This is a genomic window from Actinomyces sp. HMSC08A09, from assembly GCF_001807465.1.
Lineage (GTDB): Bacteria > Actinomycetota > Actinomycetes > Actinomycetales > Actinomycetaceae > Actinomyces > Actinomyces oris.
The window spans coordinates 1-25,078 of record NZ_KV789089.1 but is presented as its reverse complement, the minus strand read 5'-3'; the positions used below and the strand labels follow the sequence as shown (position 1 = coordinate 25,078).

General features: G+C 69.8%; 21 protein-coding genes. 5 read left to right on the top strand and 16 right to left on the bottom strand.

The genetic code is table 11. The features are described 5' to 3' along the window. Positions 1-65: 65 nt before the first annotated feature. From HMPREF3165_RS02020 to HMPREF3165_RS01975, 10 genes are all read right to left on the bottom strand, one after another. Positions 66-2,273 (bottom strand): dipeptide ABC transporter ATP-binding protein, encoded by a 2,208-nt coding sequence (locus HMPREF3165_RS02020; RefSeq protein ID WP_070510506.1) that lies wholly within the window; start codon positions 2,271-2,273, stop codon positions 66-68. Next, positions 2,270-3,256 carry an ABC transporter permease gene (locus HMPREF3165_RS02015; protein ID WP_070510612.1) on the bottom strand — a complete coding sequence of 329 codons (987 nt, stop codon included), beginning with the start codon at positions 3,254-3,256 and terminating at the stop codon, positions 2,270-2,272. Before HMPREF3165_RS02015 ends, HMPREF3165_RS02020 begins: the two co-directional genes overlap by 4 nt. Positions 3,257-3,286: 30 nt before the next feature. Continuing rightward, entirely contained in the window at positions 3,287-4,246 is a 960-nt protein-coding gene (locus tag HMPREF3165_RS02010; RefSeq protein ID WP_003787284.1) for an ABC transporter permease, read from the bottom strand. Positions 4,247-4,486: 240 nt separating this feature from the next. Next, entirely contained in the window at positions 4,487-6,361 is a 1,875-nt protein-coding gene (locus HMPREF3165_RS02005; protein ID WP_070510504.1) for a dipeptide ABC transporter ATP-binding protein, read from the bottom strand. Continuing rightward, positions 6,358-7,365, bottom strand: coding sequence for an ABC transporter permease (locus HMPREF3165_RS02000; protein ID WP_070510502.1), 1,008 nt, complete (start codon positions 7,363-7,365; stop codon positions 6,358-6,360). The genes HMPREF3165_RS02005 and HMPREF3165_RS02000 overlap by 4 nt, the downstream gene beginning before the upstream one ends. After that, positions 7,358-8,287 carry an ABC transporter permease gene (locus HMPREF3165_RS01995; RefSeq protein ID WP_070510500.1) on the bottom strand — a complete coding sequence of 310 codons (930 nt, stop codon included), beginning with the start codon at positions 8,285-8,287 and terminating at the stop codon, positions 7,358-7,360. The genes HMPREF3165_RS02000 and HMPREF3165_RS01995 overlap by 8 nt, the downstream gene beginning before the upstream one ends. 17 nt (positions 8,288-8,304) lie before the next feature. Further along, on the bottom strand, positions 8,305-9,930 hold the full coding sequence (locus HMPREF3165_RS01990) for an ABC transporter substrate-binding protein (protein ID WP_070510498.1): 1,626 nt from the start codon (positions 9,928-9,930) through the stop codon (positions 8,305-8,307). A 163-nt stretch (positions 9,931-10,093) separates the two neighbouring features. Further along, on the bottom strand, positions 10,094-11,209 hold the full coding sequence (locus tag HMPREF3165_RS01985; RefSeq protein ID WP_070510497.1) for an MsnO8 family LLM class oxidoreductase: 1,116 nt from the start codon (positions 11,207-11,209) through the stop codon (positions 10,094-10,096). A 114-nt stretch (positions 11,210-11,323) separates the two neighbouring features. Next, positions 11,324-11,911, bottom strand: a complete 588-nt coding sequence (locus HMPREF3165_RS01980; RefSeq protein WP_070510495.1) for a biotin transporter BioY — start codon at positions 11,909-11,911, stop codon at positions 11,324-11,326. A 131-nt stretch (positions 11,912-12,042) separates the two neighbouring features. After that, a complete protein-coding gene (locus HMPREF3165_RS01975) occupies positions 12,043-13,068 on the bottom strand; it encodes an alpha/beta hydrolase (protein ID WP_070510492.1) in 1,026 nt (341 codons plus the stop codon). Between the two features lie 388 nt (positions 13,069-13,456). On the opposite strand from HMPREF3165_RS01975, the gene HMPREF3165_RS01970 reads away from it, so the two are divergent. Continuing rightward, the gene (locus HMPREF3165_RS01970; RefSeq protein ID WP_070510490.1) at positions 13,457-14,023 is read left to right on the top strand and encodes an NUDIX domain-containing protein; all 567 of its coding nucleotides are present in this window, start codon (positions 13,457-13,459) and stop codon (positions 14,021-14,023) included. Positions 14,024-14,025: 2 nt separating this feature from the next. Here the strand turns inward: HMPREF3165_RS01970 and HMPREF3165_RS01965 are convergent, their stop codons facing one another. Further along, positions 14,026-14,991: a patatin-like phospholipase family protein gene (locus HMPREF3165_RS01965; RefSeq protein WP_070510488.1), complete on the bottom strand. Its 966-nt coding sequence runs from the start codon at positions 14,989-14,991 to the stop codon at positions 14,026-14,028. An 89-nt stretch (positions 14,992-15,080) separates the two neighbouring features. Between HMPREF3165_RS01965 and HMPREF3165_RS01960 the strand changes: the two genes are divergently transcribed. After that, on the top strand, positions 15,081-16,187 hold the full coding sequence (locus HMPREF3165_RS01960) for an NADH:flavin oxidoreductase/NADH oxidase (RefSeq protein ID WP_070510486.1): 1,107 nt from the start codon (positions 15,081-15,083) through the stop codon (positions 16,185-16,187). A gap of 49 nt (positions 16,188-16,236) precedes the next feature. Here the strand turns inward: HMPREF3165_RS01960 and HMPREF3165_RS01955 are convergent, their stop codons facing one another. Both HMPREF3165_RS01955 and HMPREF3165_RS01950 read right to left on the bottom strand, forming a co-directional pair. Next, positions 16,237-16,695, bottom strand: a complete 459-nt coding sequence (locus HMPREF3165_RS01955) for a YchJ family protein (protein WP_070510484.1) — start codon at positions 16,693-16,695, stop codon at positions 16,237-16,239. Between the two features lie 2 nt (positions 16,696-16,697). Next, on the bottom strand, positions 16,698-18,032 hold the full coding sequence (locus tag HMPREF3165_RS01950) for a M18 family aminopeptidase (RefSeq protein ID WP_070510482.1): 1,335 nt from the start codon (positions 18,030-18,032) through the stop codon (positions 16,698-16,700). A gap of 82 nt (positions 18,033-18,114) precedes the next feature. On the opposite strand from HMPREF3165_RS01950, the gene HMPREF3165_RS01945 reads away from it, so the two are divergent. Together HMPREF3165_RS01945 and HMPREF3165_RS01940 are read left to right on the top strand one after the other, a co-directional pair. After that, complete coding sequence (locus HMPREF3165_RS01945; protein ID WP_070510481.1) at positions 18,115-18,768, top strand: HAD family hydrolase; 654 nt, start codon at positions 18,115-18,117, stop codon at positions 18,766-18,768. A 96-nt stretch (positions 18,769-18,864) separates the two neighbouring features. After that, the gene (locus tag HMPREF3165_RS01940; RefSeq protein WP_070510478.1) at positions 18,865-19,428 is read left to right on the top strand and encodes a GtrA family protein; all 564 of its coding nucleotides are present in this window, start codon (positions 18,865-18,867) and stop codon (positions 19,426-19,428) included. Between the two features lie 258 nt (positions 19,429-19,686). Here the strand turns inward: HMPREF3165_RS01940 and HMPREF3165_RS01935 are convergent, their stop codons facing one another. Continuing rightward, the gene (locus HMPREF3165_RS01935; protein ID WP_370991887.1) at positions 19,687-20,499 is read right to left on the bottom strand and encodes a peptidyl-tRNA hydrolase; all 813 of its coding nucleotides are present in this window, start codon (positions 20,497-20,499) and stop codon (positions 19,687-19,689) included. Positions 20,500-20,776: 277 nt separating this feature from the next. Here HMPREF3165_RS01935 and HMPREF3165_RS01930 point away from each other — a divergent pair, with 277 nt between their 5' ends. Beyond that, positions 20,777-22,066, top strand: coding sequence for a M48 family metalloprotease (locus tag HMPREF3165_RS01930; protein WP_070510475.1), 1,290 nt, complete (start codon positions 20,777-20,779; stop codon positions 22,064-22,066). Positions 22,067-22,160: 94 nt separating this feature from the next. Here HMPREF3165_RS01930 and HMPREF3165_RS01925 read toward each other — a convergent pair whose 3' ends face one another. After that, positions 22,161-23,519: a PAS domain-containing protein gene (locus HMPREF3165_RS01925; RefSeq protein WP_070510473.1), complete on the bottom strand. Its 1,359-nt coding sequence runs from the start codon at positions 23,517-23,519 to the stop codon at positions 22,161-22,163. A 582-nt stretch (positions 23,520-24,101) separates the two neighbouring features. Beyond that, positions 24,102-25,078, bottom strand: a 977-nt coding sequence (locus HMPREF3165_RS01920; RefSeq protein WP_256274767.1) for an arsenic resistance protein, incomplete at its 5' end; no start/stop codon positions are given.

Genomic DNA, 25,078 nt, shown 5'->3' with positions numbered 1-25,078 from the left:
GGTGGGCAGGATCAGTGGACTGGATCGGTGGACAGTGTGATGGGTGGACTCGGGGGCGAGCGACGTCAGAAGACCGCGGTGCGCTCGGGGTAGTAGCAGGCGACGTCGTGGTCCTCACCCTGGGAGCGGAACTCCGGCATGGCTCCCAGGCAGGCCGATCGCTCGTCGTCGGTGAGTCCTGAGGCGAACTTCGGGCAGCGGGTGCGGAAGCGGCAACCCGAGGGCGGGTTGGCGGGGCTGGGCATGTCGCCCTCCAGGACGATGCGGCTGCGGCCGCGCTCCTTGGCCGGGTCCGGGATGGGGATCGCCGAGAGCAGGGCCTGGGTGTAGGGGTGGGCCGGGGCCTCGAAGATGGTGTCGACGTCGCCGATCTCCACGATCCGTCCCAAGTACATGACGGCGACGCGGTCGGCGATGTGCCGCACCACTGACAGGTCGTGGGCCACGAAGAGGTAGCTCAGCCCCATGGTGGCGCGCAGCTCGTCGAGCAGGTTGATGACGCCGGCCTGGATGGACACGTCCAGGGCGGAGACCGGCTCATCGAGGACCAGGAGGCTGGGTTCGAGGGCCAGGGCGCGGGCGATGCCGATGCGCTGGCGCTGCCCGCCGGAGAAGTTGCGCGGGTAGCGGTTGGCGTGGCTGGGCTCGAGCCCGACGAGCTCCATGAGCTCCTCGATGCGCGGCCCGATGTCCGCCTTCTTCCAGCCGTTGGCCCGCAGCGGCTCGGCGATGATGTCGAAGATCGGCAGGCGCGGGTCCAGGGAGGCCATGGGGTCCTGGAAGACGATCTGCAGGTCGCGGCGCACCTGGCGACGCTGGGCCCGCCCCAGGTCGGCCGTGTCCTTGCCCAGGACCACGATCGTGCCCTCCTGGGGCGCCTGGAGGGAGAGGACCTCCATGAGGGTGGTGGTCTTGCCGCATCCGGACTCGCCGACCAGGGCCAGGGTCTCGCCCCGGCGGACGTCGAAGGAGACGCCGTCGACGGCGTGAACGGTGCCCACGCGTCTTTTGAAGACGGCGCCCTTCATGAGGGGGAACTCCTTGACGAGGTCGGTGACGCGCAGGACCTCGGGGCGCTCGGCGTGCGGCAGGCTCATGGTCTCGGGAGTCTTGAGAGCCGGCACGGGGTAGATGTGGGAGTAGTCGAGCTGGTCCCGCTCGATCTCGTCTCGGCGGTGGCAGGCCGAGTACTGGGCGCCGGAGCCGGCCTCCTGGCCGTCGGTCCCGCCGCGCTCCACGAGGGCGAGCTGCGGCTCTCCCTGAGCGCACTCGGCCCGGGCCATGGGGCAGCGGGGGATGAAGGGGCACCCTCGGGGCAGCTCGAGCAGGGAGGGCGGGTTGCCCTCCAGGGTGGCCAGGGCCGAGTCCTTGCGCGCGTCCAGACGGGGCAGGGAGCCGAGCAGGCCGATCGTGTAAGGCATGCGCGAGCGGTAGAAGATGTCGTCGACGTCGCCGGTCTCCACGATGCGCCCGGCGTACATGACGGCCACCCGGTCCGCCATGCCGGCCACGACCCCCAGGTCGTGGGTAATCATGATGACGCCGGCACCGGTCTCCTTCTGGGCGGTACGCAGCACGTCAAGGATCTGGGCCTGGATGGTGACGTCAAGGGCCGTGGTGGGCTCGTCGGCGATGATGAGATCGGGGTCGTTGGCGATCGCGATGGCGATGACGGCCCGCTGGCGCATACCACCGGAGAACTCGTGGGGGTAGGCCTTGGCGCGCACCTGCGGGTTGGGGATGCCCACCAGGTCGAGCAGCTCGACGGCGCGCTTGTGGGCGTCCGCCTCGCTCATGCCGGGCTGGTGGATCCGCAGGGCCTCGACGATCTGGGCGCCCACCGTGTACACGGGGGTCAGGGCGCTGAGCGGGTCCTGGAAGACCATGGCGACCTGGGAGCCGCGGATGCGGGACATGTAGCCGTCGGGCCGCCCCAGCAGCTCGGTGCCGTGGAGGCGCACCGAGCCGGTGACCTCGGCGGACTCGTCGAGCAGTCCCATGACCGCCGTCGAGGTAACGGACTTGCCCGAGCCGGACTCACCGACCAGGGCCAGCACCTCACCGCGGGCGACGGACAGGTTGACTCCGCGCACGGCGTTGACGCGCCCGTCCTCGGAGGGGAAGGAGACCTGCAGGTCGGTGACCTCCAGCAGCGGAGCCGTGCTGGCGGGGTCCGGCAGCGCGTCGTCGCCTCTGCGGGCATCGACGGCGGGCACGGCCGCGGCACTCTTCGTGGCCTCGGCGGACGTGCGGGTGCTGCTCGTGGGGGTCATGCCTTGCCTCCTGACTTGGACGAGGGATCGATGGCATCGCGCAGACCGTCACCCATGACGTTGACGCACAGGAGCATGAGGACGAGCACGGCGGCCGGGGCCAGGAAGATCCAGGGGTAGGTGGTCGCGGAGCGCTGCCCCTCGGCGATGAGGGTGCCCAGGGACGTGTTGGGCGACTGGACCCCGAAACCGAAGTAGGACAGCGTCGTCTCGCTGATGACGGCGTAAGCCACGTTGATGGTGGCGTCCACGATGAGCAGGGAGGCGATGTTGGGCAGGATGTGCCGGGCGATGATGACGGGACTGGGCACGTTCATGAAGCGGGCGGCATTGACGTACTCCAGGTTCTTCACGCTCAGCGTCAGGGAGCGCACCACGCGGGCCGTGAGCATCCACCCGAAGCCGGCCAGCAGGATGATGAACAGCGCGATGGAGCCCTTGGCGGCTCCGGCCCGCTGGGAGAGGATCGCGATGATGAGGAAGGAGGGCACCACCAGGAGCAGGTCGGTGGCCCACAGGGCGATCTTCTCCCACCAGCCGCCGAAGTAGGCGGCCGAGGCCCCGATGACGGCGGCGATGCCCGTCTGGAGCAGGGCGACGAAGACGCCGATCATCATGGACTTGCGGGTGCCCTCCACGACCATCGCGTAGACGTCGCGGCCGCCCTGGGTGGTGCCGAACCAGTGATCGGCACTGGGGGCCTGCAGGAAGGCGGAGGAGTCGACGTCGGTGAAGGTCCAGTGGGTCGCGGCGTCACCGAGGAGCGCGAAGAGCACCATGAGCAGGAAGCCGATCGCGCCGACGACGGCCCCCTTGTTGCGCCAGAAGCGCCGGGTGATGATCTGCCTGCGGGTCAGACGCCGGGAGTCCCTGGGGGTCTCCTTGGTGATGTCGCCCAGGTCCTCGGGGCTCAGCGGGGCCTCCCCGCCCTGCTCGACGGCGGCGTAGCCGCCCACTGTCATCTGCTTGCCGATGGAGGCCATCCCGTTGGGTTCAGCATTGCGCGCCATGGGTCAGCTCACCCTCACTCTCGGGTCGACGATCGCCACGAAGACATCGGACAGGAGCGCGCCGGTGAGGGTGCACAGCCCGGAGAAGGCGACCACGGCCGTCACTCCGTTGATGTCCATACCGGAGATCGCGCTGATGGAGTACTCGCCCATGCCGTGCCAGCCGTAGACCCGCTCGGTGATGGCAGCACCGGTGAACAGGGTGGCCAGGGCGAAGGCGAAGTAGGTGGCCATGGGGATGAGCGCGGTGCGCAGCGCGTGGCGGGTCAGCGCCTTGCGCTTGATGAGGCCCTTGGCGCGGGCGGTGCGCACGTAGTCGGCGCCCAGGGTGTCGAGCATGAGGTTGCGCTGAAAGCGGGAGTAGGAGGCGATACCGCCCAGCGACATCGACAGGGTGGGAAGCAGCAGGTGCTGGAGGCGACCGAGGGCGCCCTCCCCCTCACCGGTGAACTCGAAGATCTGGAAGCCGGAGCTGCGGTTGATCTGGACGGCCAGGACCTGCAGGAGGATCGCGATGACCATGGCGGGGGTGGAGATGATAATCATGGAGATCAGGGAGATCGCGCGGTCGGAGAAGCGATACTGGCGCGTGGCGGTCCAGGCCCCCAGGGCCACTCCCCCGACCATGCCGATGGCGGCCCCCAGGAAGACCAGCCGCACCGAGACGAAGATCTTAGTGCCGATGAGGGTGTTGATGAGCTCACCCTTGGGGGTGCGCCCCCAGTCCCAGTGGAAGAGCACGTTGCGCAGCCAGGTGACGTAGCGGTCCCACACGGGCAGGTCGTGACTGATGTTGTACTTCACGAGGTTGGCGTGAATGGCGTCCCAGTTGAGGGAGGGATCCTGACGGTTCCACAGGGCCGAGGGATCCAGGGAGGCCGAGGCCAGCAGATAGGCCAACGACGTGGCGATGAACAGCAGGACCGCGTAGTTCGCGATCCGGCGCGCCAGGTACGGGAGCATGCGTTCTCCTCCTTCGGACAACCCACCGGTGCATGGAACACCAGCCCGTGGCACGAGCACCTGACAGCCGTGAAGGTGACACCGTGTACGAACAAATGAACAGGGTCACAATACCTGCCGAGCGAAACTCAATGGATACATTTCCAGCATTCAGGAAATGCCCAACTGGTCGATATTCGAGGGGAAATGAAACGCGGCGGTGGATTGAAAGTCCACCGCCGCGTCGTCAGATGTCCATCCTCAGCTCTCGGACCCGGAGGGTGCCTCATCGCCGTAGAGGTCGATGCCGGCTCCGGGGACGGCCCGGATGAGCTCGCGGGTGTAGTCCTGGCGCGGGTTGGCGAAGAGCTCGTCGGCGGCCCCGGACTCCACGACGCGCCCGTGCTCCATGACGACGACGTCGTCGGCGATCTGGCGCACGACGGCCAGGTCGTGGGTGATGAACAGGTAGGTCAGCTCCAGCTCGGACTGCAGGTCGGACAGCAGGCGCAGGATCTGGGCCTGGACCAGCACGTCCAGGGCGGAGACCGCCTCGTCGAGAACGACGATCTGCGGCTTGAGGGCCAGGGCGCGGGCGATGGCGACGCGCTGGCGCTGACCGCCGGAGAGCTCGTGGGGATAGCGGCGCATGACCGAGCGCGGCAGGGAGACCATGTCGAGCAGCTCGGCGACGCGCGCCTCGCGCTCCTTGGCGGTGCCGATCCCGTGGACCCGCAGCGGTTCCTCGACGACGCGGAAGATCGAGTACATCGGGTCCAGGGAACCGTAGGGGTTCTGGAAGACCGGCTGCATGATGCGCCGCAGGGCGAAGAGCTCCTTGGGACCCAGGGTGGACAGGTCCACCCCATCGTGGAACACCTTGCCGGAGGTGGGGTCGATGAGGTTCAAGATGATGTTGGCGACCGTGGACTTGCCCGAGCCGGACTCGCCCACGAGCGCCGTCGTCGTGCCCTTGCGGATACCGAAGCTGACGTCGTCGACGGCGGTGAGGGTCTTGTCCTTGCCCTTGGCGCCGCGCACCTCGAAGACCTTGGTGAGGTGCTCCACGCGCAGGATCTCCTCGGTGGCGCTCGATCCCAGGCTGGCGCCCAGGAGCTCATCGTCGGTGACCTGGATGCCGCGGGCGTGGGCGGACTCGATGCGCCGGGAGGCCAGGGAGGGGGCGGCCTTGACCAGCCGCTGGGTGTAGGGGTGACGGGGGTCCTGGAGCACCTCGAGGCTGGGTCCGGACTCGACGACCCGGCCGCGGTGCATGACGACGATGTGCTCGGCCCTCTCGGCGGCCAGCCCCAGGTCGTGGGTGATGAAGAGCATCGCGGTGCCCAGCTCGCGCACGAGGGTCTGGAGGTGGTCGAGGATGCGTCGCTGGACGGTGACGTCCAGGGCGCTGGTGGGCTCATCGGCGATGAGCAGGTCGGGGCGGGCGGCCAGGCCAATGGCGATGAGGGCGCGCTGGCGCATGCCGCCGGAGAACTCGTGGGGGTACTGCTTGGCCCGCCGGGAGGCCTCGGGCAGGCCGGCCTGCTCCAGCAGGAGGGCCACCTGCTCGTCGACGTCGATGCGCCCGCCGGCCGAGGTGGCCGCCTTCTGGGCGTGCCCAGTGTGCTCGGCATGTTCGGCATGTTCTGCCATGAGGTGGGCGAGGCGGTCGTCGGCGACGCCGGCCAGGCCGTTGGCCCGCAGCGCCTCCTTGACCTGGAAGCCGATGGACCACACCGGGTTGAGGTTGGACATGGGGTCCTGGGGCACCAGGCCGATGGAGGAGCCGCGCAGGGCGGTGAGCTCCTGGGTGCCCAGGTGGGTGATGTCGCGACCCTGGAAGCGGATCGTGCCGCCGGTGACCCGACCGGTTCCGGGCAGCAGCCCGATGACGGCGTGGGCCAGGGTGGACTTGCCCGAGCCCGATTCCCCCACGATGGCCACGGACTGGCCGGGGTAGAGGGTCAGGTTCGCCTTGCGCACGGCCGGGACGAGCCCGGTCGAGGAGCGGAAGGCGACCTCCAGGTCGCTGATCTCCAGGAGGGGGTCGCTCTCGGCCTTCCAGGAGGCCGCGGGGGCGAAGGTCTTGTCGGAGGCGCCTGAGGCGGTGGCGGTGGATGCGTTGGAGGGTGTCACTTGCGGGCCTTCGGGTCCAGGGCGTCGCGGACGACGTCGCCGAGCATGATGAAGCCGAGCACGGTCAGGGCCAGTGCGCCGGCAGGGAAGAGCAGGACGCTGGGGTGGCTGTTGAGGGCGTCCTTGGCGGCCGCGATGTCCGCGCCCCAGGAGACGACCGAGGAGGGCAGGCCGATGCCCAGGAAGCTCAAGGTGGCCTCCGAGACGATGAAGACGCCGAGCTCGACGGTGGCGGTCACGATGATGGGAGCGGCGGCGTTGGGCATGACGTGGCGCAGCAGCATGGCCATGCGTCCCGAGCCCAGCGCCCGCGAGGCGGTCACGTAGTCCTCGTTCTTGACGCTCATCACCGAGCCTCGCGTGATGCGGGCGATCTGGGGCCAGCCGAACAGGGCCAGGACCAGGATGACGGTGAGGATCGAGCGGTCGTTGCGGAACATCTGCATGACGACGATGGCCGCCAGGACGAAGGGCACGGCGAAGAAGATGTCGGTGACGCGTGAGAGCAGCGCGTCGAAGAAGCCACCGAAGAACCCGGCCAGGGCCCCGACGGCCGAGCCGACGAGAACCACGACGAGGGTGGTGAAGATGCCCACGCTCACTGAGGCTCGGGCGCCGTGGACGGTGCGGGCGAAGATGTCGCAGCCCTGGATGTCGAATCCGAAGGGGTGGCCCCAGGAGGGCCCCTGGTAGGAGTTGACCAGCGTGCAGTAGCCGGGGTCGCGCGGGGCGATGAGCCCGGGGACCAGGGAGAAGGCCACGGCCACGGCGATGAGCACCGAGGCTACCCAGAAGATGGGTCGACGGCGCAGCTGCCTCCAGGCGTCGACCCAGACGGAGGCCGGGGCGGACTCGTCGGCGACGGCGTCGACGGCACCCAGGCCGATCTCGTCGTCGGCGATGACGAAGCGCTCCTGGCCCGGGCGGACGGCAGGCGAGGGCGTGGCAGACACAGTGTTCTCGAGGTTCTCGGGGTTCTCGGGGTTCTCGGTGTTCTCAGGCATAGCGGATCCTCGGGTCCAGGGCGGCGTAGAGCAGGTCCACCAGGAGGTTGGAGACGATGAAGACGAGCACGAGCACGGTCGTGAAGGACACGACCATGGGGCCGTCACCGCGGATGATGGCGGAGTAGAGGGTGCCTCCCACGCCCTTGATGTTGAAGATGCCCTCGGTGACGATGGCGCCTCCCATGAGGACCCCCAGGTCCGCGCCCAGGAAGGTGACGACCGGGACCAGGGAGTTGCGCAGGACGTGGACGATCATGACGCGGGCCCCGCTCAGGCCCTTGGCCCGGGCGGTGCGCACGTGGTCGGCGGTGAGGTTCTCGGCCACCTCGGTGCGGGTCAGGCGCAGCACGTAGGCGAAGGAGACGGCGCCCAGCACGACCGCGGGCATGAGGAGCTCGGTGAAGCCGGGGCTCTCGCCGGCGGTGACCGGTAGCCACCCCAGGCGGACCCCGACGATGAACTGCAGAACGAAGCCGATGACGAAGGTGGGCACGGCGATGACCACCAGGGAGAGCACCAGGACGGTGGCGTCGAACCAGCCGCCCTTCCTCACTCCGGCGATGAGGCCGAAGCCGATGCCCGCGATGGCCTCGAAGGCCAGGGCCATGAGGGAGAGCTTGATGGTGATCGGGTAGGCCCGCACCAGCACGTCGAGGACGGACTCGGTTCCCCGCAGCGACTGGCCCAGATCCAGGGTGAACAGTCCCTTGAGATAGAGCAGGTACTGGACGATGAAGGGCTTGTCGAGGTGGTAGCTGGCCTTGATCTGGTCGATCACCTCGGGGCTGAGCGAGCGCTGGCCCCCGAGCGCGGCGATCGGGTCGCCCGGCAGGGCGAAGACCATGGCGTAGATGAGCAGCGTGGCACCGAAGAACACCGGGACCATCTGCAGCAGCCTGCGTGCGACGTAGCGAAGCATGTCTCCTTCTTCCTCCCTCAGAACTTGGAGATGGCCTCGGCCCGCGCCCACAGGCGTCTGGCCTCGTCCGGGTCGTAGGTGAGGACCTCGTTGCCCGGGACATCTGCCGTCCAGCCCACAACGGTGGGGGCGGTGAAGTCCTTGGCGGGCGTGCGGGTGCCGTAGTAGAGCTTGTCGCAGATGAGCTTGCGGTCGATGGCCCGGCAGATGGCGGCGCGGCGGGCGCGCCCCTCCTCGTCCATCTTCCAGTGCTCGTGGGTGACGTCGATGGCGATCCCCTGGAAGAAGGCGGCCGGCTTGTTGATGGCGCGCTCACCCAGCTGCTTCTGGAAGATGGGCAGGAAGGAGTCGGGGACTCCGTCGGCGATGTCGATGGCATCGGCGAGCAGGTCGTTGTAGACCGAGTCCAGGCTCGTGTACAGCTTGAAGGTGATGCCCTTGTTCGCCACGGTGCGCCCGCCGGCGTAGGCGGGGTTGGGCTCCAGGACGATTCGGCTGTCGTGGTCCCAGGAGACGAAGCGGTAGGGGCCGTTGCCCACGGGCTTGGCGCCGTATGCCTTGGGATCCTTGAAGGCGGATTCCGGCATCGGGTAGTAGGCGTAGTGCCCCAGGCTGATCTTGAAGTCCGACGCCGGAGCGTTCAGCTCGACGGTGAAGGTGAGGTCATCGACCTTGGTCAACCCGGTCAGCTCGGAGTCCTCGTCGTAGGAGAAGCCCTTGATCCTCTCGAAGAAGGAGGAGCCGAGCTGGGCATTGGACAGCAGGGCGCCGAACTTCCAGGCCTTGATGAAGGAGTCGGCGGTCACCGGGCTGCCGTCGGAGAAGGTCCAGCCCGGCTTGAGGGTGATCGTGAAGTGCTGATTGTCCGTGGTCTCAATGGAGGAGGCCACCTCGTTGATGACCTTGCCGTCCTTGTCGTAGCGGATCAGGCCGGCGAAGACCAGGTCGAGGACGCGCCCACCATTGGCCTCGTTGGTGTTGGTGGGCAGCAGCGAGTTCTGCGGCTCAGAGAGATTGGCCAGGATGACGCCGCCGTTGGCGCTGGAGCGGGCCTCCTCGTAGACCGGGGTGGCGGTCCAGTTGAAGTCGACGTTGGAGGCGTTGCGGGAGTAGCCGCCGAAGCCGTTCTGGTACCACAGCGGGATGCCGGGCAGGTCGGTGAAGAGCTGGGACTGGGCCTGGCGGAAATAGCTGTAGGCGGTCTGGGGGTCAGTGGCGGCCGCCGCCTGAGCCAGGAGGTCATCGAAGGTCTTCGAGGAGTACTGGGCGTCGTTGGCGCTGGCGCCGGTCTGGAAGGTGGCGTTGAGAAAGTTCTCCAGCGAGGGGTAGTCGGCCGACCATCCGGAGCGGAAGGCGCCCAGGAGGGTGTGCTTGGTGATGGCCGAGCGCATCTCGGAGAACTGGGCCACCGGCAGGGGCTCCATGGTGATGCCCAGGACGTTGGACACCGAGTGGCACACGGCCTCGGCCCAGGTCTTGTGGGGGCCGTCGGAGTTGTAGGCCAGGGTCAGCTTGCCACTGCCGCTGCCCAGACCGCCTCCTTCCGAGCTCGATCCGCGCGAGCATCCTGAGACCAGGAGCAGGCCGAAGGCGGCCGCGCCGAGCCCGAAGCCACGGCGCGACACTGTCAGGGCGTTGTTCATGCGACCTCCATGGGGCATGGAACCGACGAGGATTCGTCACTGGATCAGAGGGTTTCGGCACGCTGAGGAGCTCAGGCGCCGCCCACAGGCGGGGATAGTACGTCCACCGAGGAAACAGGACCGTCACGTAGCACGGGAGTCAAACCGTGAGATACCAGCGCATTCAGGCGTTCCAGGCCTGGGCGAGCAGCTCGTAGGAGCGGCGCCGCAGGGCCGGGTCGTGGGCGTAGGTGACCACGAGGATCTCGTCGAGGTCCCACCGGGCGGCCTGCTCACGCAGGCGGGTGGCGACGTCGTCGGCCGTGCCCACGAAGGACAGGGACATGGCCGCCTCGACGGCGTCCTCCCGGCCGGGCGCGTAGGCGCGCCAGGCCTGGGGGTCCTGGCTGGGCGGGTCCAGCGGCCCGGGCCGGTTGCCGACGATGCGGGCGGCGGCGGCCATGGCGGTGCTGAACAGCAGGCGGGCCTCCTCCTGGCTGGGGGCCACCATGACGTTGACGGCGGCCGCGACCCGGGGGACGTCCGGCGCGCACTGAGGGCCGGGAGCGTCGTCGGTACGGGGCTCCAGGACGGAGCGGTAGGTGGCGATCGCCGCCTCGGCCTGGACCGGGGCGAAGTGCGAGGCCACGGCGAAGGGAAGTCCGAGCCGGCCGGCCACGCGGGCACCGTTGACCGAGGAGCCGAGCACCCACACGGTCGGGCGGGTGCCCTCCCCGGGGATGGCCCGCACGCGGGGGCCGCCGGGCTCAGGGGCGTGGAGGGCGTCGTCGGGATTGCCGGGGGCGCCCAGGAGGAGGGAGCCGGGGACCCGTTCCGGCACGGGCTCGTCACCGAGGTAGGCGAGGATCTCCAGGATCTCCTCGGCGAAACGACCCGGTTCGGAGGCCCGCCGGCGCAGTGCAGCGGCCGTGCGCCGGTCGGTGCCCGGGGCCCGCCCCAGTCCCAGATCGACCCGGCCGGGGTAGAGGGTGGCCAGGGTGCCGATCTGCTCGGCGATGACGAGCGGGGCGTGGTTGGGCAGCATGATCCCGCCGGAGGCGACACCCAGGCGCTCGGTGGCGGCCAGGACCTGCCCCATGAGGACGATGGTCGCCGAGGACAGGTAGGTGGTGGAGCCGTGGTGCTCGGCCAACCAGTAGCGCTCATAGCCGGCGGCGTCGGCGGCTCGAGCCAGGGCGATCATGTCGGTAAGAGCGTCGGTGCGGCTGCATCCGGCGCTGACGGGGACCATGTCCATGACGGACAGGACGGGTACGGCCCGCCTTTCGGGCTGACTCATACGGGCACTCTAACCCCCTCCGACCACCCCGAAGCGGGCCCTCAGGCCCGTGTGCCCCGCCGAGCGTGGAGCCCGGCGGGGCACACGGAGGGTCCGACCCGCGTCGTCAGGCGGTCAGCGAAGGCGGCTGCGCGCGGGGAGCAGGCCGGTGGCGACCACGGACTTCAGGATGTCTCCCGCGATGAAGGGCACCAGGCCCAGGCTCAGGGCAGTGCTCCAGCTGGCGCCGGTGGCGACCTTCAGCCAGATGAGGCCCGGGACATAGACCGAGGCCGAGGCCAGCAGCATGAGGGCGACGCCGGTGGCGACCCGAGATGCCAGGGAGCCGGAGTGGCGCGACCATACGGTGGCGGCGCGTCCGGCGATGAGGGCGATGAGGACGTATCCGACGACGTAACCGAAGGTCACGATGGCGCCGCCCTTCCAGCCGTGCAGGACCGGGGCCCCAACAGCGGCCAGGGCACCGAGGAGCAGCGCGGACAGGGCGCCACGGCGCGAGCCGAGCACGGCACCGACAGCCAGGGCCGCGAAGGTACCCATGGTGATCGGAACGGGAGTGAAGGGCAGGGGGATCGTGATCTGGCCGATGAGGATCAGGGAGAGCGTTCCGGCCAGGACCAGGCCGGCCTCGCGAACGCGGGCGAGCGCGGGACTGTGGGCGAGGCTGCCGGCGGCTGACGTGGAGGAGAGTTTGGTGACCATGACTCCACCCTACGGGGATCGCAGAGTTGACGAACGACCGGTTCCCACCGAAGAGCCACCGCGCAACTTGTAGGTTTCCTACAAGAATTACCCGGGTATCCGCCTGAGAATCCGTGATTACCCGTCGGTTCTCACAGTTCAGGCAGGTGTCCGTCGATCCAGGTGAGGATGTCGCCGGTGACCTGATCCCGATTGGTCTCGTTGAGCAGCTCGTGGCGCCCGCCCGGATAAAGGATGACGCAGACCTCCCGCACGCCGGCGCGGCGGTAGAGGGTGGCGGAGCGCTGGACGCCCCGCCCCATGGCGCCGACCGGGTCCCGGTCACCGGAGGCCAGGAGCATAGGCAGCTGCGCGGGCACGGCCGTGGCGTGGGCGGCCGTATTGACGGACCTTCCTCCGGCAACGAGGTCGCGGAAGAAGCTGGCGGTGCACACGAATCCGCACCAGGGGTCGGCGACGTAGCGGTCGACCTCATGAACGTCCCGGCTGATCCAGTCGGCCTCGGTGCGATTGGGGGCGAAGTGGCGCTGGTAGGGGCCGAAGGCGAGCGCGTTGAGCAGCCGAGAGGGGTGGCGCGGGCCGCGCAGCCGGGACTCCCCGGCACAGACCGCGGCGGCGGGACGGGTCAGCGCACCAGTTCCTGAGCCGGTCCCCAGCAGGATGAGGCCGGCCAACTCGTCGCCGCGGCGCGCGGCCAGGTCGCGGGCCAGGAAGGAGCCCCAGGAGTGGCCCATGAGGAAGACTGGAACATCGGGCCAGGCCCGCCGGGCCGCGTCCAGCACGATGCCCATGTCGGCCACGACCCTCTCCCAGCCGCCCTTCTCGGCGACGAAGCCGAAGCCGCCCGGGGCGGCGGTGGCCCCGTGGCCGCGGTGGTCGCCGGCCAGGACCGCATAGCCCTCCTCCACCGCCGAGGCGGCGAAGCGGGCGTAGCGCGAGGCGTGCTCGGCCATGCCGTGGGCGATGACGATGATGCCCCGGGGGCGGGCAGCGCCGGGCACCTGCGGACGCGTCGCGGCCGAGGTGGGCGCTGGGGCGTCGGCCTCGGGGGCGTCGGCCACCAGGAGGGAGCCGTCGATGAGCCACTCGGGGAGCCAGATGTGCACGACCAGACGCGTTCCGTCGTCGGCTGTGAGCCGAGTAAGGCTGGTCTGCATCGGGTCCTCCTCAAGCAGCGTCGTCAATCGACGTCAACGGGGCGTCGGTCGGGCTCAGGTCGGCATCGGTCATCATTGATCGTGTCGACGACTGGCGGTCGGCGGCGACGTCGGGTCCGCGGACTGGGGCCGAGATCTCCCGTCACCCCAGGGTGGATCCTAGTTGTCCGACGTCGAGCCGGCAGCGTTACCGTCGAGGTGATTCTCAGATGCCCCAGGACGGGCACGCTGCAAAGCTGCCGTAGACGGCCACTGATGACTGACTGCACCGGAGCATCGCCTACATTCCTGATGGTTTCATGAGTCCCCGTCTTCCGTATCCCGACCGTTCTCCTCATATCCCCCACCCGTCCGGCTCCGCTCCGGCACCTGGTCTACGGTGGTCGCCATGGCCGCCCACTCCTTCACCCTCGTTCCCGCCGCCTACGTCTACCTCCTGCGTCCCGATCCGGGTGCCGTGGGCGAGGATGCCGCAGCGGCGAGCATCGCGACCCAGGTGCTCCTCCAGCTGCGGCGGAACACCGGCTACATGGACGGGCACTGGGCCTGCGGCGCCTCGGGGCACGTCGAGGCCGCCGAGAGCGTCCTGGAGACGGCTCTGCGCGAGACCGATGAGGAGCTGGGGATCGGCGTCGAGGCGACGGACCTCAGCGCACTGACGGCGATGCATCGCACCAATGACCTGGGCGGCGCGGCCCTGGAGCAGCGCATTGACCTGTTCTTCACGCTGCGGACCTGGACGGGCACGCCGGCCGTGCGTGAGCCGGCCAAGAACGCGGGTCTGCGCTGGTTCTCACTGGCCGACCTGCCCGAGGCGGTCCCGCCGCACGAGCGCCACGTCCTGGAGCTGCTGGCCGCCTCCCTCGACAACGGCAAGCCGGTGCCCCCGATCATCACCTTCGGCTTCGATGAGGGCCAGGACATCGACCGCTACGGCGTCGCCCTGCCGCACTGAGCTCAGCTCGCCAGGAAGGCCTCAATGGCGGGAAGCTCGCGGCGGGCCTGGGCCAGTCCGGCCTCGAAGGCGGTGACGATGCGGTCGTAGCGCAGCTCGCCGTTGGCGATGGGCATGCGCTCGGGCCGGAAGAGGTAGACGCGTCCCTGGCTGCGCAGGTGCTCCAGCTCCTCGACGGTGCGGTTGTAGTTCTCGGGGCGGTCGATGACGGCCTGGACCAGGGCCGGGTAGCGGGGGTAGAGCCGCTGGAGGATCCCGATCTCGTGGCGTCGCATGGGCGGCTTGCGGTAGCCCTCGGGGCGGGTCATGACCACGAGCAGCTTGTCGTAGCCGTCGGCACGAGCGGCATCGATGGCGAAGCCGCCGGTGGGCCCGACGGCGCCGTCCACGTAGGGGGCGCCGTCGACCTCGACCATGGGCATGAGCACCGGCATCGACGACGACGCCCGGGCCCGCACCAGCAGGTCGCCCATGGTGGGCATGTCCTCCAGGCCCCAGTAGACCTCCTCGCCGGTGTCGCAGCGGAAGGCGCCCAGGCGCACCGTGGTGGGTGAGGCGGCGAAGGTCTCCCAATCGAAGGGGATGGACTCGTCGGGGGCGGAGGTGTGCAGGTAGATGTGCTCGGAGTTGAAGTAGCCCTTGCCGGTCACGAAGCTGCCCCAGCCGCCGGCCTGAGGGTCGGTGGTCAGTCCCAGGTAGGCCTCGCGGGTGCGCCAGGTGTCCCGGGAGACGAAGTTGCAGGTGTTGGTGCAGCCCGCTGAGATGCCTCCGACCCAGGGGAAGGAGAGACCGGCCTCCAGCATGACGCGCACGAGGCCGGCCGTGTAGGCCCCGCGCATGCCGCCGCTCTCGAAGACGAGGGCGACGTCGTCGGGTCCGTGGGTGATGGGTGCGGGCCGGTGGTGAGGGTCGGAGACGGGGACGGGCCGTTGAACAGGGTCGGTGACGGGGACGGGACGCGAGATCACGCCCGGGAGCCTATGGCGTCCATGGGGGTCATCGCACGGGTGATTCCCGCCCCATGTCGGCCGAGCGGTCGGGAGAGTAGCGTGAGGCCATGACTTCCTCCAGCGCACTGCGCATTCTTGAGCCAATGACCATGCGCGGGCTGACCGCCCGCAACCGCCTGTGGCTGCCGCCGATGTGCATGTACTCGGTCGAGGCCCAGGACGGCATCGTCACCGACTGGCACGTGGTCCACTACGCCAGCCGTGCGGTGGGCGGCTTCGGCACGGTCATCGTGGAGGCCACGGCAGTCACCCCCGAGGGGCGCCTGTCCCCCAACGACCTGGGGCTGTGGTCGGACGAGCAGGTCGCCGGCCAGCGCCGCCTGGTGGAGGCGATCCACGCCGGCGGGGCCCTGGCGGGTATCCAGATCGGGCACGGCGGGCGCAAGTCGGGGACCCCTCCGTGGCGCCCCAAGGTGGAGGGCGCGCGCACCGGCACCCTGGAGGGCTGGGAGCTGCTGGCCCCCAGCGCGATCCCCTTCCCCCAGCACGCGGTTCCCAGCGAGCTGGACGAGGCCGGGATCGGTCGGATCGTGGAGGCCTTCGCGGCGGCCGCGCGGCGCGCCGTCGAAGCCGGCTACGACGTCGTCGAGATCCACGGGGCCCACGGCTACCTCATCCACGAGTTCCGCTCCGCCCTGTCCAACCAGCGCACCGACTCCTACGGCGGAAGCGTGGAGAACCGGCAGCGCTTCCCGCTTGAGGTGGTGCGGGCCGTGCGCGAGGCCATCGGGTCGCAGACGGTGCTCGACATCCGCCTGTCGGCCTCGGACTGGGCCGAGGGCGGCGTCACCGGGGAGGAGACCGCCGCCTTCAGCCGCGAGCTGGTGGAGGCCGGCGTCGACGTCCTGCACATCTCCAGCGGCGGGAACGTCCCGGCCGAGGTCCCGGTGGGGCCCGGCTACCAGCTGCCGCTGGCCGAGCAGGTGAGGCGGGCCGTGGCCGGCAGCGATGTCCCGGTGGTGGGCGTGGGTCTCATTGAGGAGGCGGCCCAGGCCGAGCAGGCGCTCATCTCCGGGCAGGCCGACGCGATCGCCGTGGGCCGAGCAGCTCTGCGCGACCCCTACCTGCCGCTGCGCTGGGCGGCCGACCTGGGGGTGCGCTCCTGGGACGAGGCCCCCTGGCCCATCCAGTACTGGCGCGGCACCTGGAGCTGACGGGACTCCATCTGTCCCGTCCGCTCCGGTCACCCCTGGGCCGCCGGCCCTATCCGACGGCGTCGAGGTAGAGCCAGCGGCCGGCGCGGCGGGTGAATCGGGAGCGCTCACGCAGGGCGTCGTCCACCACTCCCCCACGCCCGTCGCCGCTGCGGTAGGTGGCGGTGAACTCCACGAGGCCGGTCTCGTCGTCCATCCCGCCGTCGACGGTCTCGTGAATAACCAGTCCCGTCCACCGGGTCCCGGGGTGGCAGTAGGGCCCCTCGGGGCGGGTGCGCGGGTGCCAGGTGCGGAAGAGGTAGTCCTCGTCGCCGACGACGAAGGCCGTGTAGCGCGAGCGCATGAGGGCCTGGGCGGTGGGCGCCGGGGCGCCGTCGTGGAGCGGCTCGCAGCACTCGGCGTAGGTTGCGCCGCTGCCGCAGGGGCAGGGGGCGGCGCCGTGCACACCGGCGGCGCGGATCGGCGAGTCCGGCCGGTCCCCCCTGCGGCCGGCTCGCTGCCCCGCCACGCTCAGGCCCCCTGCCAGTAGGCGTGCAGGGCCTGGGCGAGCCAGGGGCCGTCCTTGACGCCGCCCATCTCGCGGGCCGAGTGCATGCTCAGCAGGGGCACGCCGACATCTACCGTGGTGATGCCGAGGCGAGTGGCGGTGATAGGGCCGATGGTGGAGCCGCAGGGCACGGCGTTGTTGGAGACGAAGTCCTGGCTGGGCACGCCGGCAGCGGCACAGGCCCGCGCCCAGATCGCGGCGCCCGCGGCGTCAGTGGCGTAGCGCTGCTGGGCGTTGATCTTGAGCAGGGGGCCATGGTTGATGAGCGGCTGGACGGCCGGGTCGTGCAGGTGGGCGTAGGCGGGGTGGACGGAGTGCCCGGCGTCGGCGCTCACGCAGGTCGAGCGGGCCAGGAGGGCATCGAGGCCGTCACCGCTGACGCCCAGGACCCGAGCCAGGCGCCGCAGGAGCGTCTCGAGGAAGGGGCCGCCCGCCCCGGAGCGGGTGTCCGAGCCGACCTCCTCGTGGTCGAAGGCGACCAGGATGACGGGCTCAGTGGGCTTGGTCCCGGCAGCCGCGAGCGCCTCGAGGGCGACCAGTCCGGCGTGGACGGATGAGAGGTTGTCCAGGCGGGAGGAGGCCAGGAACTCTCCGTCGCGGCCGAAGCGGGCGGGCGCCTGGGTGGGGTAGGTCAGGACGTCGTGGCCGGCGAGCTCAGCCGGGTCGATGCCGGCGATCTCGCACAGGTGGGTCTCGACGGCGTCGGGGGCGGCGTCGGGTCCGGCCAGCGACCACAGGGGCAGCAGGTGGGTCTGGCGATCCAGGTGGAGGGTGTCGTTGACGCTGCGGTCCAGGTGCGGGGCGATCTGGGCCACGCGGGCGATGGGGCCGGTGCGCACGAGGTGGACGGCGCCATCGCGGGTGGTCAGGCGTCCGGCCAGGCCCAGCTCGCGGTCGAGGAAGGAGGCGAGCAGGGGGCCGCCGTAGACCTCGGCGTTGATGAGCTGCCAGCCGGAGCGGACGAGGGCGGCGGCGGGCTTGAGCTTGAGGGCCGGGGAGTCGGTGTGGGCGCCGACGATGCGCAGGCCCGCCCCCGGGGCGAGTGTCTCGGGCAGCGCCCAGGCGGCGATGGCGCCGTCGCGGAGGACGTAGCCGCGCCGCGGCAGGTCCTCCTGCCAGGTGATGGTCTCGTCGGCACGGGTGAAGCCGGCCTCCTCCAGGCGGCGGGCGACCTCGGCGGCGGCGTGGTAGGAGCTGGGCGAGGCAGTGACGAAGTCGATGAGGGAGTCGGTGTAGGCGTCGTCGTCGTGCAGGATCGCGGCAGCGTCACGGGTGGGGGTGCTGGCGGCATCAGTCATGGCCCCAGTCTTCCACCGGTGCGCCCCACGCCCCGACCGACCTCCCAAGCAAACCCACCGCGAGGTAGGGCAGAATCGGGGTGTGAGCATCTCTCAGCCGGTCATCCCTCCCGCCTCGTCCACACCCGTGCGCGCCGTCCTGCTCGATGCCGACGGCGTCCTTCAGCTCATCGGCACCCCGTGGGGCGAGGCGCTCACCCGCGGCGGCGGCCCCGCCTTCGCCCAGGCCATGATCGATGGTGAGACCGACGCCCTGGCAGGTCGGGAGACCCTCACCGAGCTGCTGGAGCGGGTGGTGAAGGACCTGGGGCTGGAGCTGCGCGCATCGGACCTGTTGGAGATGTGGCACCGGGCCACACCCGACCCCGTGGCCTGGCAGCTGGTGAGAGACCTGCGCAAGGCGGGTTACACCACAGTCCTGGCCACCAATCAGCAGTGGGAGCGTCGGGCCTGGATGCGTGAGCAGCTGGGCTATGACGGCCTGTGCGACATCGACGGCTACTCCTGCACGCTGGGGGTGGCCAAGCCGGATGCCGCCTACTTCCACCGGCTGCTGGAGCTCGCGGGGGTGGAGGCGGACCAGGCCCTGTTCGTCGATGACAGCGCCACCAACATCGCCGCGGCCCGCGAGGTGGGCTTGCGCACTATCCACCACCCGGCCGACGCCGGCGGCGAGCTGTTGCGCCGCGAAGTCGCCCAGGCCCTGACGCCGGCCGCCTCTGCGCCGCACGGATGACCCGGCGGGCCGTTGTTCCTCCTTTCGGAACTTGCCCATCCGGCGCGGTCGGGGAAGACTCCCTCTGACAGGAGCGTTCACAGGGAAGGACACCTCATGGCAGGAACCGCGACGGACGACCGGGCCCCCGGGACCACGACCGCTGAAGGAGCTGCGCCCACCGTCGAGTCCTCCGCCTCCACGACCCGCCGTGCTCCGGAGGTCTTCCTGCGCCTCATCACGGCGATCCACTCCGTCCTGCCGGGCTTCGTGCGCCGTCGGCTGCCGGTGACCTTCATCGGCTACGCGATCATCAACGGCTCCGCCTTCCTCCTGGACATCACCTGCCTGTGGGTGTTCTACAACCACCTTCACTGGTTCTACCCGGTGGCGGTCACGGTCGGCTACGCCATCGCGGCGGTCTACTCCTTCCTGCTCAACCGGTGGCTGAACTTCCAGGCCCACGGGCACGTCGTCCAGCAGGGGGCGGGCTACATGGCCGGGGTCGTCAGCCAGTACGTCATCTTCATCCTGGGCCTGTCCTCACTGCTGCACTGGTTCGGGGTCAATGCCGAGCTGGCGCGCGTCATCTCGGCCTGCTGCGAGGGTATCTACCTCTACGTGTTCATCCGGCTGTGGGTGTTCCGCGGGGTGCCGGAGCCCGAGGAGCAGTCCCAGTAGGTACCCGATCGGGGACGTCCTTCTTCGACGAGGACTGCGTTGTCCTCCAGATGACTGGGATCCGGCCTCAGTCATCTGGAGGACAAGTACGTTCTGGGAGGGAAACGCAGTTCCCGATTCAGGGCGCCACGGCTCCTGAGACGCTCGCCCGGGCGGGAGTCCGGGGACAGGCCGCCCTGGCGGCGATGGCGGGCCGATGGAGGATGTCTGGCGGGTCGCCGGCGCCCCTGCGCGAAGGGACACCCAGGTACCGCACCCTCACCAGGAGGCGCGAGTCGTCTCGGTGGGGCCGTCGAGTTCGGTGAAGCCGGCGTCGGTGACGCTGACGGGCCGGGTGGTGGTCTCCCACTGCTCCCGGCTGGGCACGACGACGCGCACCCGGTAGCCGTCCTCGGCCCAGGCCCGCCTCATGGCGGGGGGCATGGCGCTGCTCTCCCAGGCCAGCTGGGCGGCGTGGCCGCACTGGGCGGCCAGCTTGCCCGAGGTCATCTCGTGCAGGGGGGTCACCTCGATCGTCACGAGGGCCCCGGTGGAGACCGACGCCGCCGTGAGCGCGATCCGCTCGGCCGCGGCCGGGTCCCGGGCGACGCGCGCAGTGATCTCGGCGGGCGGCGGGGGCAGCTCGTCACCGGGCGGGAAGTGGGTGCCCTCCACCTGGGTCTTGGCCAGGGCCCCGGGCAGGGGGCGCACCGGCCCGGGCACGAAGGCGCGGGCGGCCGCCTGCCCCCAGCCGGCCGGGCCGTCCTGGGTGACGGTGACGCCGTCGATGTCCTGGACCTCCTCCCAGCGCTTGCCGCGGGCCCGACGCACGAGCTTGCGGATGCGCCCGTCGCGCCAGTAGTCGACGGCCGGGTTCCACGGCCCGCCGGGGGCGGCGGCGGGTGAGGCCAGGAGGGAGACGACGGCGCGGGCGGCCGCCTCGGCGACGTCGATCCTCCGGGGCGGGTGGACCTTGTCGTAGCGCACGGCGATCTGCATACCCCAGGGCACGGTGTGGTCCGGGTTCCCGGACAGGGAGGGCAGAGGCTGCGAGGACAGGAACGGCGAAGACGGCGAGGCGGAGTGCGGCACGGGCAGGAGCCTACGGGGTCGCGATCGACGGCGTCAGGTCCCGCCGGATCCCCACCTCCTGCAGGACTGCTGGAGCGACAGCGCCGTTCGAGGGAAGCGATCAACCGCACCTTTTCCCACCAGACGGCCGATACGCCAGAGGTGAAGATCCTCCTGGGGCAGGAGATGAATCCAGCGGCGAGTCGTTTAGGTTGCCGTCATGCCACCACATGTTCCATCCACCGTCCCCGGTCCCCTTGGCCCACCGCCGCCGGCCGTGCCGCCCTCCCGCCCCCGGATGTTCAACGGCGCGACCGTTCACGGCATCAAGGGCATCCGCAAGCTGCGTCACCCCGCCGAGATCCCACTCCTGATCGCGACCAGCATGGCGACTGCACTGGCCTACCTGGTGTGGATCGCCCTGGTGATCTGGCTGGTCGCCGTGCCTGAGCCCACCGGTCTGGGGGCGCAGGTTCGCGACTTCTTCCTCAGCCAGGAGAACAGCGGCATGCAGTTCCTCCTGCTGGTGCCCCTCATCCCGATCATCCTGTGGGTGGCGCGCGCGATGCTGTACGCCAAGCTCCGCGCGACCGCGGTCCAGATGAGTCCCACCCAGTTCCCGGAGGGCTATCGGATGGTTGTCGAGGCGGCCCAGCAGTTCGGCCTGCGCCGGGTCCCCGATGCCTACGTGACCATGGGCAACGGTCAGATCAATGCCTTCGCGGCCGGCCACGGCTACCGGCGTTTCGTGGTCGTCCACTCCGACATGTTCGAGATCGGTGGCCGGGCCCGCGACCCTGAGGCGCTGCGCTTCGTGATCGGGCACGAGGTCGGGCACCTCGCCGCGGGCCACATCTCCATGCTGCGCCTGCTGTTCGTCACCCTCGGCCTCAACGTCCCGCTTCTGGGCAAAGCGCTGGTTCGGGCGCAGGAGTACACGGCGGACAACCACGGCTACACCTACGCGCCTGCGGGTGTGCCCGGGGTCGTGGGGGTGCTCTCCGGCGGCAAGTACCTGGGTGCCGAGGTCAACACCCACGCCCTGGCGGATCGCGCCACCCGGGAGAAGGGACTGTGGCTCCACATGACCGTCTGGCGGTCCACGCACCCGGTCATCACCTGGCGCGCCCACGCCCTGCGCGACCGCACCCGCCCGGGGCGGATCATGATCCGTCCGCCGGAGTTCACGGCGTGGTTCCCGCCGCCGGCTCCCAGCGGCAGCGGGCGGTCCGGTTCGTGGCCGACGCCGGAGCAGATGCTCTCGGTGCTGGACTCCACCTCCTCGGCCGTGCCCAGCGAGGAGCAGTTCGGTCGCTACCCCGGTGTGGTCTACGAGGTCCCTCGCGATGAGCTGCGCTGGGCCTCCCCCGTTCCCGTGCCCGTTCCGGTGGGAACCGCGTCTGTCGGACAGGGCGCCCTCTCAGCACCCTCGAGCGCGGCCGGTTCCACCGGGCCGCAGCAACCCGGCCCCTACGGGTACGCCTCACCGACGAGCCCCGTGCAGGACCGACACGTGGACTACCCGGGGGCGGCGCCCACTGAGGCAACGGCTCAGGACTCCCCGCGCTCCGAGACCGACTCCTACTGAGCCCGGTCGGGCGGGGCGAGCCCGCCTAGCACTCGGTCAGCGCAGCGGCGCCGGTTGGTGAACGGATACGTTCGCCGACCGGCACCGCACCCGTTCAGCTCGGGGCGACAGCTCCGGCCGCCGTCGTGAAGGAGTCCAGGGCCTCCCCCAGCTCCGCGAAGTTGTCGGCGACATGAGTGGCTTGGCAGCGGGCAGCGAGGTCGTCGAGCTCGGCCAGGCGACGGCCCACGGACTCGACCACGCCGGAGGCGGCACTGGAGAGCTCTGCGGCGATGGCGGGCAGCTCCGGGTCGCGAGACGCGGCTGAACCGGTCCACAGCATGAGGAGCTGGTTCGGGATCGTCATCATGCGGCTGGCCTCGCCGATGTAGGCGACCGCCTGGGCCGCGAGGGCGCGGTGGGCCTGAGCCTGACGCTCCATCTCGGCGATGCCCTCACGCAACGACTCGATGAGGTCGGGGATGGCCTGCGCCGAGTACTGCGGGTCTCCGACGCCGTCGATGAGCTCGACGGTGAACAGGGAGGTGATGGTGGTGTGCAGACGGGCCAGGGCGATGCGGAAGCGGGTGCGGGCGCCGTTGGTGTCGAGCTGGGCCAGGGTGTCGACGAGCCTCGCCACGAGGGGGCTGACCAGAACCTGCATCTGGGTCCACAGGTCCAGCAGGTCGGCCAGGGGCTTGATCCTGGGGTCGGAGCGGTCCAGGGCGGCGATGTGCTCGACACTCAGGCGAGGGTCCTCCAGAGTCCGGGTCAGTCCCTTCCCCGCGGCCTTGAGTGAGGCGGAGAGCTCGGCGAGCTGCTGCTGACCGGACATCCACAAGTCGAGCCCGGCGGCGATCCTGGTGACCGAGTCAAGCATGACGCGCAGGTCCCCGGCGGCGTCGGGGCGCACCGGGATACCGTCGGAGAGCTCCTCACGACGCGCCACCTCCGCCGGCAGGGCCGTGTTCTGGAACTCCTCGTAGGAGGACAGGCCCGCTCCGGCCAGCATCTCGGCGATGCGGCCCAGCCCCTCCTCGGCCGCCGCCCGACGGTTGGCCCCGCCATCGATGGCCTGGTCCTCTGTGGCGCGGGCGTCGCGGTAGATGGCACAGGCGGTGTCGAACAGGTCGGAGCACACCGGTCGGGTGCGCACCGAGAGGTAGCCGCCGTCGGACAGCGGGGTGACGGTGGCGAAGACGTCGTACTCGCTGCCGTCGGCGGCGAGGTTGCGCACGTAGGCGGCGAAGGGGCTGCCTGCCTTGAGGGTGTCCCACATGGCCTTGAAGGCACCTCCGGGCATCTCCGGGTGGCGAATGATGTTGTGCGGGGCGCCGGAGAGCTCATCACGCCGGTAGCGCGAGAGCTCGATGAAGACGTTGTTCGAGTGGCGGATGACGCCACGTGCATCAGTGGTGGAGAAGAAGAGCTGGTCGACACCCACTTCATGAACGGCTCCGGTGACCTGCGGCATAGGCAACTGCTCCTTGGAGAGATCGGGGGCTGGCGGCATCCGGCGCCCTGAGCCGGACAACCACTACCTTCCGCCCGTTGATTAACGGTTGGACGGATGAACAATACACGGCACTTCCGGGACAACACCGACGAGAATCAACACAAAAGGGTTGCCTATACGTTTAAAATACACCAAAGATTGACAATATTTCCCTCTTTTGAAAAGGCCTTCTCCAGCCCCAGGAAAACGAAACAAATTCCGCAGCTAGATTCCCAGAGTATTCTCAGGTACATTGAAGTGCTCCCTCAGGAGCAGTGGGTTACATAGTGACCGCCGCCGGACGGAACTGGTCGCGAGGGTTGGGGAGCCCAATGACCGATCGGATTTCGAGGCCGCCCGAGTTGATAGGGAGCTCGGCGCGAGCCGCTCTGGCGAAGGAGGGTTGATTCTCCTCTGGAATATGGGATCCAGGGGCGATGCCACCCTCAACGACAGGGGCCTGTGGGGCTCGGAGCAGTCCGAGACCCACAGGCCACGTCGTTCTTCTGCATCATTGACATCAATACATCATCATTGCATCGGTTTCTTCCCCACAGTCCCCTATCGAATAAGGCGGGGAAGCAGACGGACACCGATTGCCATGACGACGAGCTCCACCAACGTCTGAGCCACCACCACAATCGGCGCCATCCCCATGGAATCGGGCAGCGCGAGAGCCAACGGCAAAACCACCAACGAGTTACGGGTGGTCCCGGAGAAGGCGAGAGCCAGGCGCTCCTGGCGTCCCCGGTGAGCCATGCGCCCGGCGACATCTCCCACAACCGGCATCACCAGAGCGAAAGCCACGAAGAGGGGAACCACCCGGGCGACGACGTCGGGCCGGGAGGCGACGTGGGGAACCTGGGAGGCGACGACGAGCAGCAGGGTCGCCATCATGAGCGGAACCATGAGCGCCGTCGCTGCTGAAGCGAGCCGGTCGGCGGACCGGACCCGGGGTGCGGCGCACCGCGTGAGGATCGATAGCCCCATGGGCAGTGCGATCATGAGGACGAAGGCCTGCGCGAAAGGCCGCCAGCTGATACCACCTCCCTGAGCCCCGGGTGAGCCGGCAGCGAGGGCCAGCCACAGTGGCAGGACGAGGGCCTGGAGGAGCATGAGCACCGGAGATGCCGCCAGGATGCGTGACCATGCGCCGCCGGCCAGTCGGGTGAAGACCATGACGTAGTCGACGCAGGGCGCCAGGAGCACCAGGAGGGTGCCGACCAGGAGCCCCGACTCATCGGCGACCAGTCGGGACAGAGGCAGGACCACCGCCGGCACCACGAGGAAGTTGACCGCCACAAGCGCCGCCATGAACCGGGCATCGCCGAAGGCGGCCCGCAGGCGATGGAAGGGGACACCGAGAAAGGTCGTGTACAGCAGCGTGACCAGCACCGGGGAGACAGCCGCCTCCAGAAGGCTGCTGGCTGCGGGAGCCGCCAGCCCCAGGACGGCGCCGGCCACGAGCGTACCCAGGTACAGGACCACCTGGTGGTGCTCCATCCACGCGACCACCGGGGCCTGATCGCCTGCGCCCT